Here is a 16,332-nt window from a genome sequence, read left to right on the forward strand (position 1 = left end):
AATTATTTAGCCAGCGCCTTTTTAAACGCTGCTAAACAACGGTCACGGGCTTTGCTGTGATCAACAATGGGTTTTGGATATTTGCTGAAGTCGGCATATTCCGGAACCCATTTTTTTATATATTGAAGCTCCGGGTCGAATTTTTTGGTTTGGGCATCGGGGTTAAAGATCCTGAAGTACGGTGCCGCATCGGTACCTGAACCTGCAGCCCATTGCCAGCCGCCTACATTGCTTGCCATTTCATAATCCAACAATTTGCGGGCAAAATACCGCTCGCCCCATCGCCAGTCAATCAGCAGGTCTTTGCTTAAAAAGCTGGCCACTATCATGCGCACGCGATTGTGCATAAAGCCGGTTGTATTCAGTTCGCGCATCCCTGCATCAATGATTGGGAAACCGGTTTCGCCTTTGCACCAGGCATCAAACTGTTTTTCATCGTTTATCCAATGGATGCGGTCATATTCCGGCCTGAAAGCATGGTCCATAGTATGAGGGAAATGATGTAATATCATCATATAAAATTCGCGCCAAATGAGCTCATTAAGCCAGGTTTTATCATCATGACTGTAGGCCGTACCTGCCAGTTCACGGATGCTTACGGTACCAAAGCGTAAATGCATGCCAATATGTGAGGTGCCTTTAACGGCTGGGAAATCGCGTTTATCTTTATAGTCTTTAATTACGCTTTCGTAATTTTTATTCGGCAGGGGGACGTCGCTTTTTTCAAAGCCCAGCTCTCTTAGGGCGGGAATGGGTAATGCTTCTGTTTTATATAGGTTTTTAAGATACTTTTTTGTTGGGTAGGCTTTTAAATAGAACGGCTTCAATGTGCTATACCATTTGCGCTGATAAGGGGTGTAAACAGTATAGGGTTTGCCGTCGTCCTTCAGCACTTCATCCTTTTCAAAAATTACCTGGTCTTTATAGGTTTTAAAGGGGATGCCATGCTCTTCAAGTTTTGCGCGTACCCTATCATCGCGTTTAGTGGCGTAGGGTTCATAGTCTTGATTGGTGTAAACTGCGGTAATGTTATGGTCTTTGATGAGCTTATCCCAGGCGTGTATTGCTTTATCATAAAGTATCAACATAGTGCTGCCATGCTTATGCAATACTGTACTTAAGCTTTCAATAGTTTGATAAATAAACGTAACGCGGGCATCGTCCTTATCTTCAAGCTTGTCAAGAATTTCTTTATCAAAAATAAATACGGGCAAAACAGGATTGCCGCTTTTAAGGGCATGGTAAAGGCCTGCATTATCATCAAGCCGTAAATCGCGGCGGAACCAGAATATGCTAACCGGTGTTTTATGATCCATAAATTTCACTCAATGCTGTATCTATATCAGCAAATTTAAAATTGAAACCGGCGTCTTCAATTTTTTGTGCCGATACTTTGGTACTGCCCAGTACTATACTGCTCATCTCGCCCAATAAAAGTTTGAGCACAAAGCCCGGCACATTTGGCGCCCACAGTGGTTTATGTAATTGTTTGGCAACGGCCTGGGTTAATTGCTTATTGGTGACAGGATTTGGTGCAACCATATTGTAAACGCCGCTAAGGTTCTTATTTTCGATCCCTAAAAGGTACATATCCACAACATCCTGCCAATGGATCCAGGGCACCCATTGTTTACCGCTCCCGATGGGTGAGCCAACAAATAATTTGATTGGTTGCGTGAGTGTTGGCAAAGCGCCGCCATCCTTATCCAGCACAACGCCGGTACGAAATTTCAAAACCTGCATGCCAAGCTTTTCGCCCTCATCAACAGCTGCTTCCCATAAAACGCAACATCGCGATATAAAATCGCCGGTAGGTGCATTGGTTTCATACATCAACTCATTACCCCGGTCGCTATAGTATCCAACTCCCGATGCCGAGATTACTGAAGTAACCTGGTGTTGTTGATGTCTCAGGACATCGTATATCATTCCAATTGATTTTACACGGCTATCTATAAGGTCTTTTTTGCGGGCATCGGTCCATCGTTTTTCGGCAATACCTGAGCCGGCAAGGTGCACGATGGTGTCAACCCCATCAATGCAATGCTCATCGATAGTCCCTTTATTAATATCCCATATAAAGGTTTTTACCTTATCATTATTACCTGCCTTGCGGCTTAAATGACTTACGGTATAACCTTTAGCCAATAAAGCTTTGGTAAGGTGTCCACCCAATAGGCCCGATCCGCCGGTTAGTAAGATACTTTTGCTCATAATTTTCAGTCCATGGTCGATGGACGATAGTCCATAGTGATTTTATTTAATAAGCTATTGCTATGGACTATGGTCTATTGTCCATGGTCCTCGGTTTTTCCTGGTAATTTACAATTTCCCTTGCCATCCCCTTAAATATGAACAGGTGAAAGGGCCACATGGCGTACCAGTAAAGCCGGCCCCACAAGCCGCTGGGCCTAAAGGTAGCTACCTGGCTTAAACTTTGCTTACCGTGGCGTTCAATTATTTTAAATTCAAGCCAGGCTTCGCCTGGTAGTTTCATTTCGGCGTATAACAGCAGGCGTTTATTTTCCCGATCAGTTAATAAAACCCGCCAAAAATCAATGACATCACCAGGGCTTATATCAATATTGCTTGTGCGCCCCCTGCGTAAGCCAACACCGCCGAAAACCTTATCCAGGAACCCGCGGATGTTCCAGATCCAGTCCCAATAATACCAGCCACGGTTACCCCCTATGGAGAGCACGTTGGCAAATACTTCAGCAGCCGGGCGTTCAAAAGGCATTTTTACTTTATACTCCTGCGTGCCGTTTTGGGGTACTTTGATCTGGTCCATAAATCCCGGATTAAGGTAGCCCTGGTTAAAGGCATCCTTCCAGCTTGATACAATAGAGTTTTGCTCTATCTTCACAAAGGCAAGCTCCAGGCACTCTTCATAAGTAAGGCATTTACGTGGCACTACATCATCAATGCTATGATCGTGCATTATCGTTTCGTTCTTCATGCTGTTCACCAGGTTTTGGGCAAGGGTATAGCTTGTTGAAGTAACAAAATAAAGCCAGTATGATGACAGTTTGGGCGACAGGAAAGGTATGGTGATCATGTACCTTTTCAGCTTACGTACTTTGGCATAGGTAAGCATCATTTGTTTAAAAGAAAGAATATCAGGCCCGCCAATATCGAAAGTGCGGTTGAACGATTTTTCGTTCAGCATTATCCCTTCCAGGTAACCCAGTACATCGCGGATGCCAATCGGCTGGCATTTAGTGTTCACCCAGCGCGGAACGGTCATAACAGGAAGCTTTTCGGTAAGATCACGAATGATCTCGAATGAGGCGCTGCCCGAACCGATGATAATTGCAGCTCGCAAAACAGTTAATGCGGCTTTGCCTTCTTTCAGCACATCCTCTACGTGCCGCCGGGATTCAAGATGGCGCGAAAGATTTTCGTCGTTGGTAATCCCGCTTAAAAAAATAACCTGTTTACAATTGGTTTTATCGAGTGCCTGTACAAAATTATGCGCCGAGAGGGCCTCGAGCGCTGCAAAATCCTGTGTTTGCGCCATGGAATGCACCAGGTAATAAGCAGCATCGAGATCTTCGGGAAATGCTTCGATATTTGATTCTTTAAGCAGATCACCGGTAATGAGGGTAACCTGCCCGCTGAAATCGCTGTGCTCATGAAAACGACGTTTATCACGTACCAGGCAAACTACGTCGTGACCGTTCTCCAGTAAAACCGGGATAAGCCGTGTACCTATATAGCCATTAGCACCAGCGAGTAAAACCTTCATGCATAGTGAAACAACAAAAAAGGCAGGCGGTTTTAAACAACAGTGCCTGCCTTATAATATGTCACCAATTAGTTAGAGCCTATAGGTTTACGCTGTCGACAACCACTACTTTGCTGCATAGCGGTTTTGCATATTCTTCGGCAAAGATGATATGGGTAGGGTCAACCTGGTAAGCCTCCTGGGCTTCGGGCGAATCAAATAAGATCAATAGTGATAAATCATATGAACGGTCGATCACATCGCGGTTGGTATTGGCCGGTACGCCGATATGTATATCGCGGATGTGCGGAATAGGAAGGAGGATGTTAAGCCCTTCAATCAGTTTATCTTTATCGGCTTTGTTGTTAAGCCAAAAATGTACGTGGTGGACGAATGTGTTTTGTAGTATTGGCATGGAGAAATAATGTGTTAAGTTGTAAAATTATTTTTAATGCATGCAGCCGGCGTAAACTCTTCCTTTAAAAACAAAGGCTGTTTTAAGCTTATTAATAACTTGTAAAGCGCTGTCGGCGCTGTTTTTGCTTTCGTAAATCCCGGCTACCAGAGCAATAGTTTTCGGACTTGTGTTATATTGGTAGGTATCAAGATATTCAAGGCTTAATGTTTTGGACGGAAATCTTCGGGGGTAATACTCGCCGGCATAAATTTCGTCTTCGTCTTTATCCGATAGCGCAATGAGGTCTTTAGCTTTGTTGTATCCCCGTTCCATCGTATCAATAGGAATATCGGATGATTTATTCAAGTCAAACATTATATCTCTGAGCGTATAATAATTGATACCGGTATCGGTAACTAAAATATAATAATTTGCATAAGCAGCCTCGTTATCGGTATTAGATGTATCAATAACTGTTGCTTTAATCTTAGTTGCACTTTTATAGGATGCTGGAAAAACTTTAAGTTTTTTGATTTTAGAAGAATTGATATCTGGTTTTGTATGCTTTGACTTGCAGGCAACTAATAAACACGCTATTAAAAGCAGGTATTGCACTTTCATAAATGGTGATAGGTTAATCCAAATATAGCTAATTACAAACTGGTTCAACTGCAAACCCAAAACTGCCAACTGCTTAATATTCCAATACCACATGCGGCTTAAAGGTATCCGTTTTAACCTCGGCCTTTAATTCATGTAAAATATTATACAACCCAAAATTGGTGCGGTTTACATAGATAAAATGTTTAACACCGCGGGCCTGTTTAAACTCGGGCATTTTTGATATACGCTCGCCAAAACCATATAACTGATCAAAAAATGCTGTTTGGCTAAAATCAAATGTGTCGGTAATATATGGTTGGGCAAACAGGCTTATCATCTCTTTATACTGAGTATAATAAAATTCAATCTGCGCCGGGGTATCACCCTTGTGGATCATATCCAGCTGGCGGAATGCCTTGATGGTTTCTTCCTTGTTATCCAGTAAATTGGTTGATGTAAGGGAAAAGAAGGGATAATAAAAATCCTCGGGCATTTCCTTAATGCAGCCAAAGTCAATGACCCCAAGTTTACCTGCTGGCGTGATCATAAAATTACCGGGATGCGGGTCGGCATGTACGGCGCGGAGCTCATGTTGTTGAAAGTTGTAAAAATCCCACAAAGCCTGACCTATCTGGTTGCGCAGCTCCTGCGATGGATTGGTGGCTAAAAACTCTTTCAGGTGTTTACCTTCCAGCCAGTCCATAGTGATAATTCGTTTACTACTTAGCTCCGGATAATATTTAGGGAAAACAACATTATTGAGATTGGCACAGGCATTGGAAAACTCAACAGACCGCCGAACTTCCAGTTCGTAGTCGGTTTCTTCCAGTAGGCGTTCTTCAACCTCTTTCATATATATATCCAGTTCTTTTTCGCTCATGCCCAGCATCCTGAAAGCAAAAGGCTTAACCAGTTTCAGGTCAGACGAGATAGAATCGCCTACACCAGGGTACTGGATCTTAACTGCAAGCTTTTTGCCATTTAGCTCTGCCTGGTGAACCTGGCCTATCGAAGCTGCATTGGTTGAGCGGATATTGAATTTATCAAAGATTTGATCGGGGTTTTTACCGAAATATTTCCTGAATGTTTGCACAATAAGCGGTCCCGAAAGCGGCGGCGCATTGTATTGCGATTGAGTAAACTTATCAACATAAGCCTGCGGCAGCAGGTTTTTATCCATGCTGAGCATTTGTGCTACCTTGAGCGCGCTGCCTTTAAGCTCGCTTAATGATTGATAGATATCAGCAGCATTATCCTCGTTCAACTCCGATTTATCCAGATCAGGATTGAATAGCTTTTTGGAGTAATGCTTAATATAGTTGCCGCCAATTTTAATGCCTGTTTTTACAAATTTGGCTGACCGCTGTACTTTGGTAGTGGGTATGCTATTTTGTTCGGGAGTGGCTCCCGGAGTTTCATCTGCCATAATTTTAAAATCCCATCTTATCCTTTATCCCGCCGTTTTGCACCAAAAACTTACCATATTCAAAAAGGTTGTCGATAGGCGAGCGCTGGAAAAGATCAAACGTTACATTTATTCCTTTTTCAATAGCCTCATCGGTTTTTTCAAAGCCGGCCGAATTATCGTTAATCCAGAAGTTAAGTACGAAAACGAACTGGATCCATAAGGCGTCTTTATACTTTTTGGAGAAATATTTACGATCGCTTAGTTCGGTGCTTTCAATTCCTTCCTTCAAAATCTCATCTGCAAAGCCCTCAAAAATGTCCTTCAGCGGACTGAATATCCTGGGTGTTGTAAAACCTTTAGGTTGCTTTTTAATGCTGTAAACCGCGAAGCTGCGGCTGCTTTTCAACAACTCAAAAAAACCGTAAAAAAATGATAAAGCTTTTTCACGTGCTGTATAGCCTTCCCAAACTTCCTGTGCACGGATCTCGGCTAATGTTTTGGTTGCAAAGCCTGCCCAGATCCCCTGCTCAACCGCTTCAAATGAACCGTAGAACTGGTAAAATTCGGCTTCGCTCATTTCATTTTGCTTTGCGAAGATATAAACCGATTTAGGCTGTTCGCCTTCGGTTAACACATAATCGATATACGCGGTCTGGATGCTTTCGATAGTTGCCATGTTGATTGGAATTTAAGCTTCACCTAAAACCTCTCCAAAGGAGGGGACTTTTGAGCTGATATGTTAAAATTGTAAAATCTCATAAATTATATAACTCCCTATCCATTTGAAGAGGGCTGGGGTGAAGTTATAAAAACTGCTCCACCACCTGTTGCAGCTGCCTGGCCTGTACCACACCGCTTTGGCGCCATTTGCTTTGCCCTTTTTGAAAGATCATAAGGGTAGGCACACTTTGAATACGGTACGCGCTGGCTGCCGCAGGATTTTTGTCGATATCTATTTTGATGATCTTTACCTTATCACCTAACGCTGTTTTAACATCGTGCAGTATAGGTGGCATCATTTTACAAGGGCTGCACCACTCGGCCGAAAAATCGACCAGTACCGGTGTTTCTGATGCTATTATTTCCTGGAAATTTGCCATAAGTATTTTATTAGTTGTTCATGGTTCATGGATGATAGTTCATAGTACGGGCATTATAGTGATGCCTGTTTTCTGTAGATAAGCTAATTGCTATGAACTATGATCCATGAACTAAATGCTATTCAAATTTAACCATTAACCCGCGTAAAAGTTTAGTGTTTTAATATCAAAGCATCGGCTATGAAGTATATTTACTTTATGCAAACAAAACTAAGCACTTACCTATTCCTGGTACTCTTTGCGCTCCCTTTTTCGGGTTTGGCCCAGGGCACTGTTGTACCGCTTTGGCAAAACGGAGCGCCGGGCTTCGAAAACCGCCGCAACGAGCCAGAGCAGGCTAAAGACTATTGGGTTAAAAATATCCATAATCCATCACTTACTGTTTTCCTGCCGCCGAAGGATAAAGCTAATGGCGCCGCGGTGGTGATATGCCCCGGCGGCGGCCATCGTTTGCTGGTATACACTGCCGAAGGTGTTGATCCTGCAAAATATCTTAATACTTTGGGTGTTACGGTTTTTGTGCTGAAATATCGTTTAGGCAGGGATACACTATCGCCATACAAAATTGATGTACATGCCAAACAGGACGGCTACCGGGCGATGCGGCTGGTACGCAGCAAAGCAGCTGAATATGGTTTGGATACAAACCGCATCGGGATGATGGGTTTTTCGGCAGGCGGCGAAGTAGTTGATATGGTTGCTTATGGCGAGAGTAAAGGTGACCCCGGAGCCTCCGATCCGATCGATAGGTTAAATGCCCGTCCCTCGTTTTTGATCCAGATCTATCCGGGACCGCTTTATATTCCCGATAAACTGCCCTATGATGCCCCGCCGGCATTTTTGTTAGCCGCTAATGATGATGTTTGCTGCTCGCCATCGGTAGTAAAACTACTGCAGCGTTACCGGGAAGCAAAAATACCGGTTGAAATACATATTTATACCCAGGGCGATCATGGCTTTAATATGGGTTACCGGTCAAAGCTGCAAGGCATCAGCACCTGGCCTCAACGCATGGCCGACTGGTTGAGCGATAATAATTACCTGCACCCGGCAACAGCCAAAAGGATGAAACTTCATTAAGTACAGTAAAAAAATAGGATTATAAAAAGAGAGGCATATGCATAACTTAACAGCATAGCCTCTTCTTTTAACAATAGCCCTTATTGTACCCCTACGTTCAGGACTAATGTATCTTGTAACAGCTTTCGGTGAAAGCTGTGCGTTTTGTAATGAATCTCCCCGGTTCGTATTAATTCATTTTTATACAATTTTCTACTACTTCGGTACGCCGGCCAAATGAATAAGTGGCGTCATTAACAAATTTGTAACTCAGCGTAGCTGTTTTTACTGTTGAAACCAATACCACGCCTGAAGCATTATCAACCACAAGTACACCATTCGTATTACTGTTTTGTTCAGGTGCTGATGATGTACTGGTAAGCATCAGGTTGGTATACTTGTCAGGCTGTGTTGATTGGTTTACTGTATAAGTAGTGTTTATCTTCTCATTACCCGAAGATATATTGCTCACCCAGCTTGCATCCGTTTTTAATGCTTCCGAGTTATCTGCAACCAGGTTTAAGCGTGTGCCGGTTATAAACTGATCCTGTTTAAAACCTGCGAATAATAACAGCGTGTCGGTAGCGTATCGCTCATCCGGATCATTTACATCGGTTATGATCCCATTTTTATCAATGCTGAGCGTTACCGATTTGCCTATAAGACTTTGCAGTGCCATCTGGATGTATGAGCTGGTATCGGCAGGCCTGTCTGAGCTGTATTCCATTTTTTTACCAAAGGCATCCATTGTATCGTCGATGTGACTTGTGGTAACAGTTAAAACAAACCCGCTACGGGTAATACCTGTAACCTTATAGCTTTTTGATATTGATGATGTTGTATTGATATTGAATGTTTGCTTCCCCCGCTGCAATATACTTGCCGCACTTATATAGGTTGTTTTATTGTACTCATCGCCCTGCTTAAACGTAAGTTCGCGGCGTTGAGCTTTGCTGAAGCAGGCTGCGAACAGCAATAAAGCCATTAATGCCGTTTTTATATTGAAGAGGTGTGTTTTCATTTTTTTAATCGATTTATATTATCCCCTGTTGGATTGAAAAGCTAAATATAGATCACTGTTTACTAATGGCTTGGCATATGGGTCGGTGGCGGCATATGGGTCGGTGGCGGCATATGGGTCGGTGGCGGCATATGCGTAGGTGGTGGCATATGGGTTGGTGGTGGCATATGGGTCGGTGGCGGCATATGAGTCGGTGGCGGCATATGAGTAGGCGGCGGCATATGGGTTGGCGGTGGCATATGTGGCCCCGGTCCCGGTGGCGGCGGAGTGGGCGGAATGTTAGGTGGTTTAATCGGTGGCACTGGTATTACCGGTTTATACGGCGGTGGAGGTAGTGGCGGCACTGTGGGTGGCGGAATTACCGGTGGTGGTGGCGTATAAGGAGGTAGCGGTGGTGGTACATTCCAATCTGATTGATTGTTTCTGCTTTGGGCAGAAGTCTGCTTAATGCTTATAACTAAAGTTGCGGACACGACTAATGCTGCTATGATTATCTTTTTCATAGATCTTATATGTTTTAATGAAATAATTAATTTTTTGCTGAGAAAGAATTATCGTCGGTTTAGGGAGAGGGGGTAACCGATGGAGAATACCATATTGGCTTTATTATTGGTATACCGGGTAAGGTTTGCAACCCCTACTGCTAAACTTAAAGGCACCGGGAGCGGTCGGATCCCCGCCGAGATACCGAGGTTCATGCCGGTCCATTCGGCATTTACGTTTACATGGTGTATAAGTTCGTAGGATACGCTGCCAAATACTGCCGTACCGTGTTTTCCTCTGCCGGCAGCAATATCTTTGGGGCTTTTTTCGTAAAACCGGCCACTGCCTATGCCTATTGTATAACTAAGCCTTGAGCAGCCCGGGGTTAATGATTTAATGGTTTGTATAGCATGGGTTACGGCAAGATAATAGGTTGAGCCGGAAGCGTCTGATTGCCTTGCATTGGCAAACATCTGCAATGCCCCGGCCGAGATACTTGTACCTGCAAATAGCTTACGGCTTATTATGAAGTTTCCTGAAAAATCCCTGAACCTGTGCACATCCGTCATGTTTAAACTGGCGGCAAAGTTTATTGCTTTTACAGGATTACCAACGCATGCCCCTGCAGAGGCGATCAGATCGGCTTTGTTGTCCCTGTACACTTCAGGGTAGGTAGCGCCAAGGCCTCCAAACAGGTAGGTGCCGTATCCCCCAAAGCCCGATGGAATTAATATGCCGCCGGGGGCATCGCTTGGGTACAGCTCATTTTGTGTTGATATTGTTTGCTGGTTGGTTTGAGGGACAGGGGCCAGAAAGTTGTCTATTTTTTGCGTGAGTTCTTTTTCAAACTGGTTTTGGCTATAAACAGCTTGTGTACTCAAACAAAATGCGCCGGTAATACAGCAAATAACTGCCCATATTTTGGTTTTGCAGATCATTTTAGTAAACGGATTAGGTGTGTTTTGATGATTGTGATGAACAGATCAACGCCAGCAGGCAATGATCTAATGTAGGTAATTTACCTGCAAAAAAACAACGGACAATCTTTTGTTTTTCAGATAAAATAACCTGTTGAACGGTGAGTTTGAGATGATTGTAATAATAAAATTTAACGTGCTGCTGTTAGCAGGCGTTATATCAGAGGTACATACTTGTGGCTTTTTCATTGTGATTTGGATTGTTTTTATATCACAAGTTTACGGAGCCCGGGGAGGGCACACAATACAAAGTAGTTTGTATTTTGAGCTGATGAGGGTTGGGAAAGTTTGATCGGAAGGTTTTTTACGAGAGATAAATCAATAACGCCTCCTTACATTTTTATGCAAAGAGGCGTTATTGATATTTTTAATGAATGGTCCGGGTTATTTTTTCTCATCCAATACAATCCACCTGTTTATGGTATTATTCAATCCTTCTATAGCAACTTTATAAAATTTAGAGGGTATATTTTTAACATCAACCAGCACATGCTCATTAGTAACCGGCACAGTAGCTAACAGCTTATAATCATCGGCTTTACCTTCTTTAAAAGTATTATCGGCTGCTACCCAAATCTTAACACTGCCTTTGGGATCAAGTGCTTTCCATGTGATATCCAATGAGCCCTGCAGATAGTTAGCGGCAGGCTCTGCCACTGATAGCGGACCGATAAGCGAGATCCCATCCATCTCACGTTGTTGTGCTTCGGGTACTTTTAAATTTAAAAAACTATTGATAGAGGGCGTTATATCAACAATACCCGGGGTATAGAATTTAGCATAGTTATTAAGCGGGCGGTAGCTGGTAACCATCCAGGTTGAGCGCTGGCGGGTGCTTTGACCACCGTGGTTTTTACCGGTTGCTTCGTCGCGGCCATGATCTGTTGTGATAAAAATCAGCCAGTCTTCTTTAAAATGTTGCCTCCTGTATTGTATTGCTGCCCAGATCTTGCCTACCTGTGCATCCATTTTTTCAATAGCATCATAATATAGCGGGCTATCGCCGTATTTATGCCCCATGTCATCGGTATATTCCAGGTATACCCATGAAAGGTCGGGAGCTTTATCTTTAATACAATCCGCTGCCGATGCTGCTACCTGCTCATCTATCAGGTGCATATAGTTCCCGGCTTTATCATGCGGAAATTTAACGGTATCCAGTTCATAACCATCATAAGCAAAATCAGGATGGATGTTACCTGCTGCGGATAACCGGTCCCCAATTAGCTTGGTGCGGTTATCTGTCCAACTGCTAAATACGGCTGTCTTTTTGTTGGGATAAGCATTTTTAAACATCCGGAATATATTCCAGTAATTATAGTTTGGTGCTTTGATGTCGTTGCCCCAAACGTTGTGTTTGTTAACCCAGGTAGCGGTAAGTAAGCTGTTGTAGCCATTTGCCGATATGGTTGGCGTTTGCGAATAACCACCTTTTTCGCCGCCAACATGCGCACGTAGGTAGGTGCCCTGCTTAGCTATCAGTTTCAGGTTAGGGGTATTCAATTTTTCAATAAGATCTGCAGGGATGCCATCTGCAATAATAAAGACTGCTTTGCGGATCTGGGCGGTGGTATTTAGCCCGGCCGATATCAGGAGGACAAAAGCTGCGGTTTTAAGTAGATTTCGCATCGATATAAGTAATGTTTTAAAAGACTAAATTACGGTGTTTTAAAAGTACAGGCGTTAAAAAATTGTTATGCTTTTTGGGCTGTTATATTTTTAACGTGTTGTAGCGTAAATGATTTACAAGGCGTAATGTAATTATAAACCTATCAGCCATGACGCGCAAACTAACCTTACTTTGTTTTGGAATTTTAGCTATAACCGCTTGTAAAAAGGGAGGTATCAGCCCAGTTAATAAAGATCCGGGTAAAGACCTGGTGCTTTCCGCAACCGAACAGCAACAGATTGGGCCTGGTAATGCTTTTACCTTAAAGCTTTTCAGCGCTAATGTAAATAGTCTTGACGCGGATAAAAACGTCATCATTTCGCCATTAAGCGTAAGCTTTGCCATAGGTATGACCAGTAATGGTGCCAGCGGGCAAACCCTTACAGATATCCGCAAAACCATGGAGTTTAGCAGTTTTACCGAAGAAAAGGTTAACAATTACTATCATAACCTCATCACAAACCTCCCCGATCTCGATCCAAATACTACGCTTAAAATAGCCAATTCCATTTGGTACGCTAATAATTTTACGGTGCTGCCTGCATTCCTGAAAACCAATACCGATTTTTATAATGCCGAGGTGAAATCCCTCGATTTTAGCAATGAATCAGCATCTCTAACTGCTATTAATGGTTGGGTAAGCCAGCAAACTAACAGCAAGATTCCAAAGATCCTCGATAAAATTTCGGATGGGGCCCGGATGTACCTCATCAATGCCATTTATTTTAGAAGCATATGGAAAACCCGTTTTGATGCAAAAGCAACATTCAAGGCGCCGTTTCGTTTGTCAAATGGCGGCACTGTACAAGCTGATTTTATGACCAATAGCCATGCTGACCTTAAAAGCGCATATTATAATGGTACAAACGTGGTTGAACTGCCTTATAGCAACAGTAAATACAGCATGATATTGATGATGCCTGATGAAGATATAAAAGCCTTTGCGCAGGGCCTTGATTCCGATAAATGGAATTTACTGATGGGTAAACTCACCGCCGGTAAATCGGACATTACCATGCCCCGGTTTAAATTTAGTTATGATATTACACTGAATTATATTTTAAAATCATTAGGGATGAGCATTGCCTTTAGCGATATGGCTGATTTTAGTCGCATTAACGCGGGTGGTGGACTTAGTATATCCGAGGTGAAACACAAAGCTTATATTGATGTGAATGAAGACGGTACCGAAGCCGCGGCAGTAACATCTGTTGGCATAGTGACCACGGCAGCCCCACCAACTCATGTTTTTAATAAACCTTTCATTTTTGCAATACGTGAAATGAAAACCGGGCTGATACTATTTGCAGGGATAGTGAGAAACCCAACGCTGAGTGAATAAAATGCTCTCCGGGTTTACCCAAAATAGTTTTAATCGCTTCAACATACTTATGATACCAACTTTAAGTATTCGGTGTTATTTTTAAGCATGGTAATGCCTTGTTTATAAGTCATGTAATTAATGCTTTTTTGTTGTTGTTTATCAGTTGTTTTTTGCGGATCTGAGCTGATGTTAATTCTGAAGCTTATCGATTTTGCCTTGAATAATGGCGTTATCAGCAGGTGTTTTTATCAGCGTTAGTGCTTTCTCAAAGTTTAGTTTTGCCTGTTCATTGTCAATGCCGGTGTATAGTTCGCCAAGCAGGGTATGGTAAAACTGGTTTCCGGTGAGTTTCAATTTTTCGGCCTCACTAATGGCTTCTTCGGGGCTGTTGGCTTTGGCAAGCGCAAAGGTGCGGTTGAGTGCCGCTATAGGGGAGTATGCTATTTTCAGCAGGCGATTATAAAGCTGCAATATGTTTTCCCATTTTTGCTTGGAATCGGTTTTTTGAGTATGCCAGTAGGCTATACTGGCTTCAATGTGATATTTTGATAATTGAGTACCGGTAGTGGCAAGGTTTAAATAAAAGGCACCTTTGGCTACCAGGTCATAGTTCCAGAGGTTGGTGTCCTGATCTTCATATAAAATTAGTCCGCCGTTTTGATCTATGCGGGCTTCAAACCTCGAGGCATGAAAATACATGAGCGAAAGCAATGCATTAACCGGCGGTTTGTTGGTGCCTTCGTTTTCAATAAGCATGTGGCAAAGGCGCATGGCCTCAAAGCAAAGATCTTTACGCAAAACCTGGTTATCACTAACAGAATAATAACCCTCGCTAAACAACAGATAAATAGTGGTGAGCACGTTTTCGAGCCGGTTATCAATTTCAGCCGGACCAGGCATTTCGATTCCTATTTTTTCATTGCGGATCTTTTCCTTAGCCCTGAACAGGCGTTTGTTAACGGTTTCTTTATTGGTCAGGAAAGCTTCAGCCACTTCATCAATTCCGAAACCGCAAAGGATGCGTAACGAAAGCCCGATCTGTGCCTCGGGCGGGATGGCGGGATGACAAATGGCAAACATCATTTGCAGTTGGCTGTCGCTGATGTTTTGAAGCGAAAGGTCGATTTCCGGTTCATAGGTCTCCGCGATTTGTATTTCCGGGGATACCTTGCTTTCAAAAATGGCATTACGCTGTAAATGATTTTTCGCCTTGTTTTTGGCTACGCTATAAAGCCAGGCGGTTGGGTTAGGCGGGATACCTTTATAACTCCAGGCCTGGGCTGCGGTAAGGAAGGTGTCGCTGGCGATATCCTCGGCAGTTTCCATCTGATCAAATCCAAAGCGGCGGCACAGCACCGATACTATTTTGCGGTATTCGGTGCGGAATAGATGGGGAATGATTTCGGGGCTTTGCATGGGGCAAATGAAAAAATATCATTGCGAGCGATTGCGCGGCAATCTCGTAGCTGTGCTTCGCCGTTTTGCATATCTCGCAGGCATAACTCCGGGATTGCCACGTTGCGCCGGATACTCTTTGCCCGAGCTGCTCCTCGCAATGACATGATTTATAAAATTATTTTAATGCACCCCATCATTCTTGGCAACCTTCCGCACTTCAACGGTATTGCCATCGCCCTGCAAAACAGGACAACCTTTGGCAAACTCCACAGCTTCTTCAACCGATTCGGCTTTTACAGTGATGAAACCGCCTATCGTTTCTTTGATCTCGCCGAAGGGACCGTTGGTAACTACGCCGCCATGGCCTACAATTTTGGCATCGGCAAAGGGCAAGCCAGTGCCGCTCACAAATTTGTTTTGAGCAGCTATGCCGCCAATCCAGTCCATAGTTTGTTTCATCCAGATTTGGATCTGTTCGGGAGAAGCTATTTTAGTGCCATCCTCGTGCCTGAAAATTAAAACGAATTCGTTCATCTTTTTAAATTTTAAAGGTTAATAAATATATGAATTACACCTCTATATCAAATGGAAATGGCTAAATAGGACAGGGCGGGTAATATTTATTTTGAATTTGAGATGTTCAATTTCGGAATTTTTCTGAACCCGGGTAATTTCAAAAATCAGAAAGTTCATATAATAATTAAATATAGGTTATACCCAACAAAAAAAGACCATCCGCTTACGCAAATGGTCTTTTTATTTTTTGATCCCACACCTTTCAGTGGGCCGGTCGTTTATCAAACTTTGATCTCAACCTCAACACCGCTTGGCAATTCAAGCTTCATCAAGGCATCTACAGTTTTTGAGTTAGAGCTGTAAATGTCTAATAAGCGTTTGTATGAGCAAAGTTGGAATTGCTCACGTGCTTTTTTGTTTACGTGTGGTGAACGTAATACGGTGAAGATTTTCTTTTCGGTTGGTAACGGAAGTGGTCCGCTAACTACAGCGCCTGTTGGCTTTACTGTTTTTACGATTTTCTCAGCAGATTTATCTACCAGGTTGTAATCGTAAGATTTTAATTTGATCCTGATTCTTTGGCTCATTTTTGTTTATTGTTATGGCTGATTATAAGAGCTATTAATTATAACCCGCCGGTTTATTATTTT

Annotated in this window: 16 protein-coding genes; 2 read left to right on the forward strand and 14 right to left on the reverse strand. The window is 43.0% G+C overall.

All coding sequences use genetic code 11. From position 1 onward, the window contains the following. Positions 1-2: 2 nt before the first annotated feature. The 8 genes from ABIC84_RS09100 to trxA all read right to left on the reverse strand — a co-directional run bounded on the left by ABIC84_RS09100 (position 3) and on the right by trxA (position 7,235). The gene (locus ABIC84_RS09100; protein WP_429263405.1) at positions 3-1,316 is read right to left on the reverse strand and encodes a cryptochrome/photolyase family protein; all 1,314 of its coding nucleotides are present in this window, start codon (positions 1,314-1,316) and stop codon (positions 3-5) included. Next, complete coding sequence (locus ABIC84_RS09105; protein WP_429263406.1) at positions 1,306-2,214, reverse strand: TIGR01777 family oxidoreductase; 909 nt, start codon at positions 2,212-2,214, stop codon at positions 1,306-1,308. Before ABIC84_RS09105 ends, ABIC84_RS09100 begins: the two co-directional genes overlap by 11 nt. Before the next feature lie 67 nt (positions 2,215-2,281). After that, positions 2,282-3,748 carry an SDR family oxidoreductase gene (locus ABIC84_RS09110; RefSeq protein WP_426584320.1) on the reverse strand — a complete coding sequence of 489 codons (1,467 nt, stop codon included), beginning with the start codon at positions 3,746-3,748 and terminating at the stop codon, positions 2,282-2,284. Positions 3,749-3,827: 79 nt separating this feature from the next. Beyond that, positions 3,828-4,142 carry a Dabb family protein gene (locus ABIC84_RS09115; protein ID WP_426584322.1) on the reverse strand — a complete coding sequence of 105 codons (315 nt, stop codon included), beginning with the start codon at positions 4,140-4,142 and terminating at the stop codon, positions 3,828-3,830. Between the two features lie 33 nt (positions 4,143-4,175). Further along, the gene (locus ABIC84_RS09120) at positions 4,176-4,745 is read right to left on the reverse strand and encodes a hypothetical protein (protein WP_426584324.1); all 570 of its coding nucleotides are present in this window, start codon (positions 4,743-4,745) and stop codon (positions 4,176-4,178) included. A 73-nt stretch (positions 4,746-4,818) separates the two neighbouring features. Beyond that, complete coding sequence (locus ABIC84_RS09125) at positions 4,819-6,153, reverse strand: ABC1 kinase family protein (RefSeq protein WP_429263407.1); 1,335 nt, start codon at positions 6,151-6,153, stop codon at positions 4,819-4,821. 4 nt (positions 6,154-6,157) lie between these two features. Further along, positions 6,158-6,811 carry a TetR family transcriptional regulator C-terminal domain-containing protein gene (locus ABIC84_RS09130; protein ID WP_426584328.1) on the reverse strand — a complete coding sequence of 218 codons (654 nt, stop codon included), beginning with the start codon at positions 6,809-6,811 and terminating at the stop codon, positions 6,158-6,160. A 127-nt stretch (positions 6,812-6,938) separates the two neighbouring features. After that, positions 6,939-7,235, reverse strand: coding sequence for a thioredoxin (trxA, locus tag ABIC84_RS09135; RefSeq protein ID WP_426584330.1), 297 nt, complete (start codon positions 7,233-7,235; stop codon positions 6,939-6,941). 180 nt (positions 7,236-7,415) lie between these two features. Here trxA and ABIC84_RS09140 point away from each other — a divergent pair, with 180 nt between their 5' ends. Next, a complete protein-coding gene (locus tag ABIC84_RS09140; RefSeq protein WP_426584332.1) occupies positions 7,416-8,315 on the forward strand; it encodes an alpha/beta hydrolase in 900 nt (299 codons plus the stop codon). A 169-nt stretch (positions 8,316-8,484) separates the two neighbouring features. Here the strand turns inward: ABIC84_RS09140 and ABIC84_RS09145 are convergent, their stop codons facing one another. The 3 genes from ABIC84_RS09145 to ABIC84_RS09155 form a co-directional block, all read right to left on the reverse strand. Continuing rightward, a complete protein-coding gene (locus tag ABIC84_RS09145; RefSeq protein ID WP_429263408.1) occupies positions 8,485-9,315 on the reverse strand; it encodes a DUF6263 family protein in 831 nt (276 codons plus the stop codon). A gap of 551 nt (positions 9,316-9,866) precedes the next feature. Beyond that, positions 9,867-10,736: a hypothetical protein gene (locus ABIC84_RS09150; protein ID WP_426584338.1), complete on the reverse strand. Its 870-nt coding sequence runs from the start codon at positions 10,734-10,736 to the stop codon at positions 9,867-9,869. Positions 10,737-11,159: 423 nt separating this feature from the next. Continuing rightward, complete coding sequence (locus ABIC84_RS09155) at positions 11,160-12,404, reverse strand: alkaline phosphatase family protein (RefSeq protein WP_426584340.1); 1,245 nt, start codon at positions 12,402-12,404, stop codon at positions 11,160-11,162. 149 nt (positions 12,405-12,553) lie between these two features. Here ABIC84_RS09155 and ABIC84_RS09160 point away from each other — a divergent pair, with 149 nt between their 5' ends. Then, entirely contained in the window at positions 12,554-13,786 is a 1,233-nt protein-coding gene (locus tag ABIC84_RS09160) for a serpin family protein (RefSeq protein WP_429263409.1), read from the forward strand. A 171-nt stretch (positions 13,787-13,957) separates the two neighbouring features. Here the strand turns inward: ABIC84_RS09160 and ABIC84_RS09165 are convergent, their stop codons facing one another. The 3 genes from ABIC84_RS09165 to rpsJ all read right to left on the reverse strand — a co-directional run bounded on the left by ABIC84_RS09165 (position 13,958) and on the right by rpsJ (position 16,269). Further along, on the reverse strand, positions 13,958-15,184 hold the full coding sequence (locus tag ABIC84_RS09165) for an RNA polymerase sigma factor (RefSeq protein WP_429263410.1): 1,227 nt from the start codon (positions 15,182-15,184) through the stop codon (positions 13,958-13,960). Positions 15,185-15,346: 162 nt separating this feature from the next. Then, on the reverse strand, positions 15,347-15,700 hold the full coding sequence (locus ABIC84_RS09170) for a YciI family protein (protein WP_429263411.1): 354 nt from the start codon (positions 15,698-15,700) through the stop codon (positions 15,347-15,349). Positions 15,701-15,963: 263 nt separating this feature from the next. Further along, positions 15,964-16,269, reverse strand: a complete 306-nt coding sequence (gene rpsJ / locus ABIC84_RS09175) for a 30S ribosomal protein S10 (protein WP_022830652.1) — start codon at positions 16,267-16,269, stop codon at positions 15,964-15,966. Positions 16,270-16,332: the final 63 nt, after the last annotated feature.

The organism is Mucilaginibacter sp. 3215 (genome assembly GCF_050433785.1).
Taxonomy (GTDB): domain Bacteria; phylum Bacteroidota; class Bacteroidia; order Sphingobacteriales; family Sphingobacteriaceae; genus Mucilaginibacter.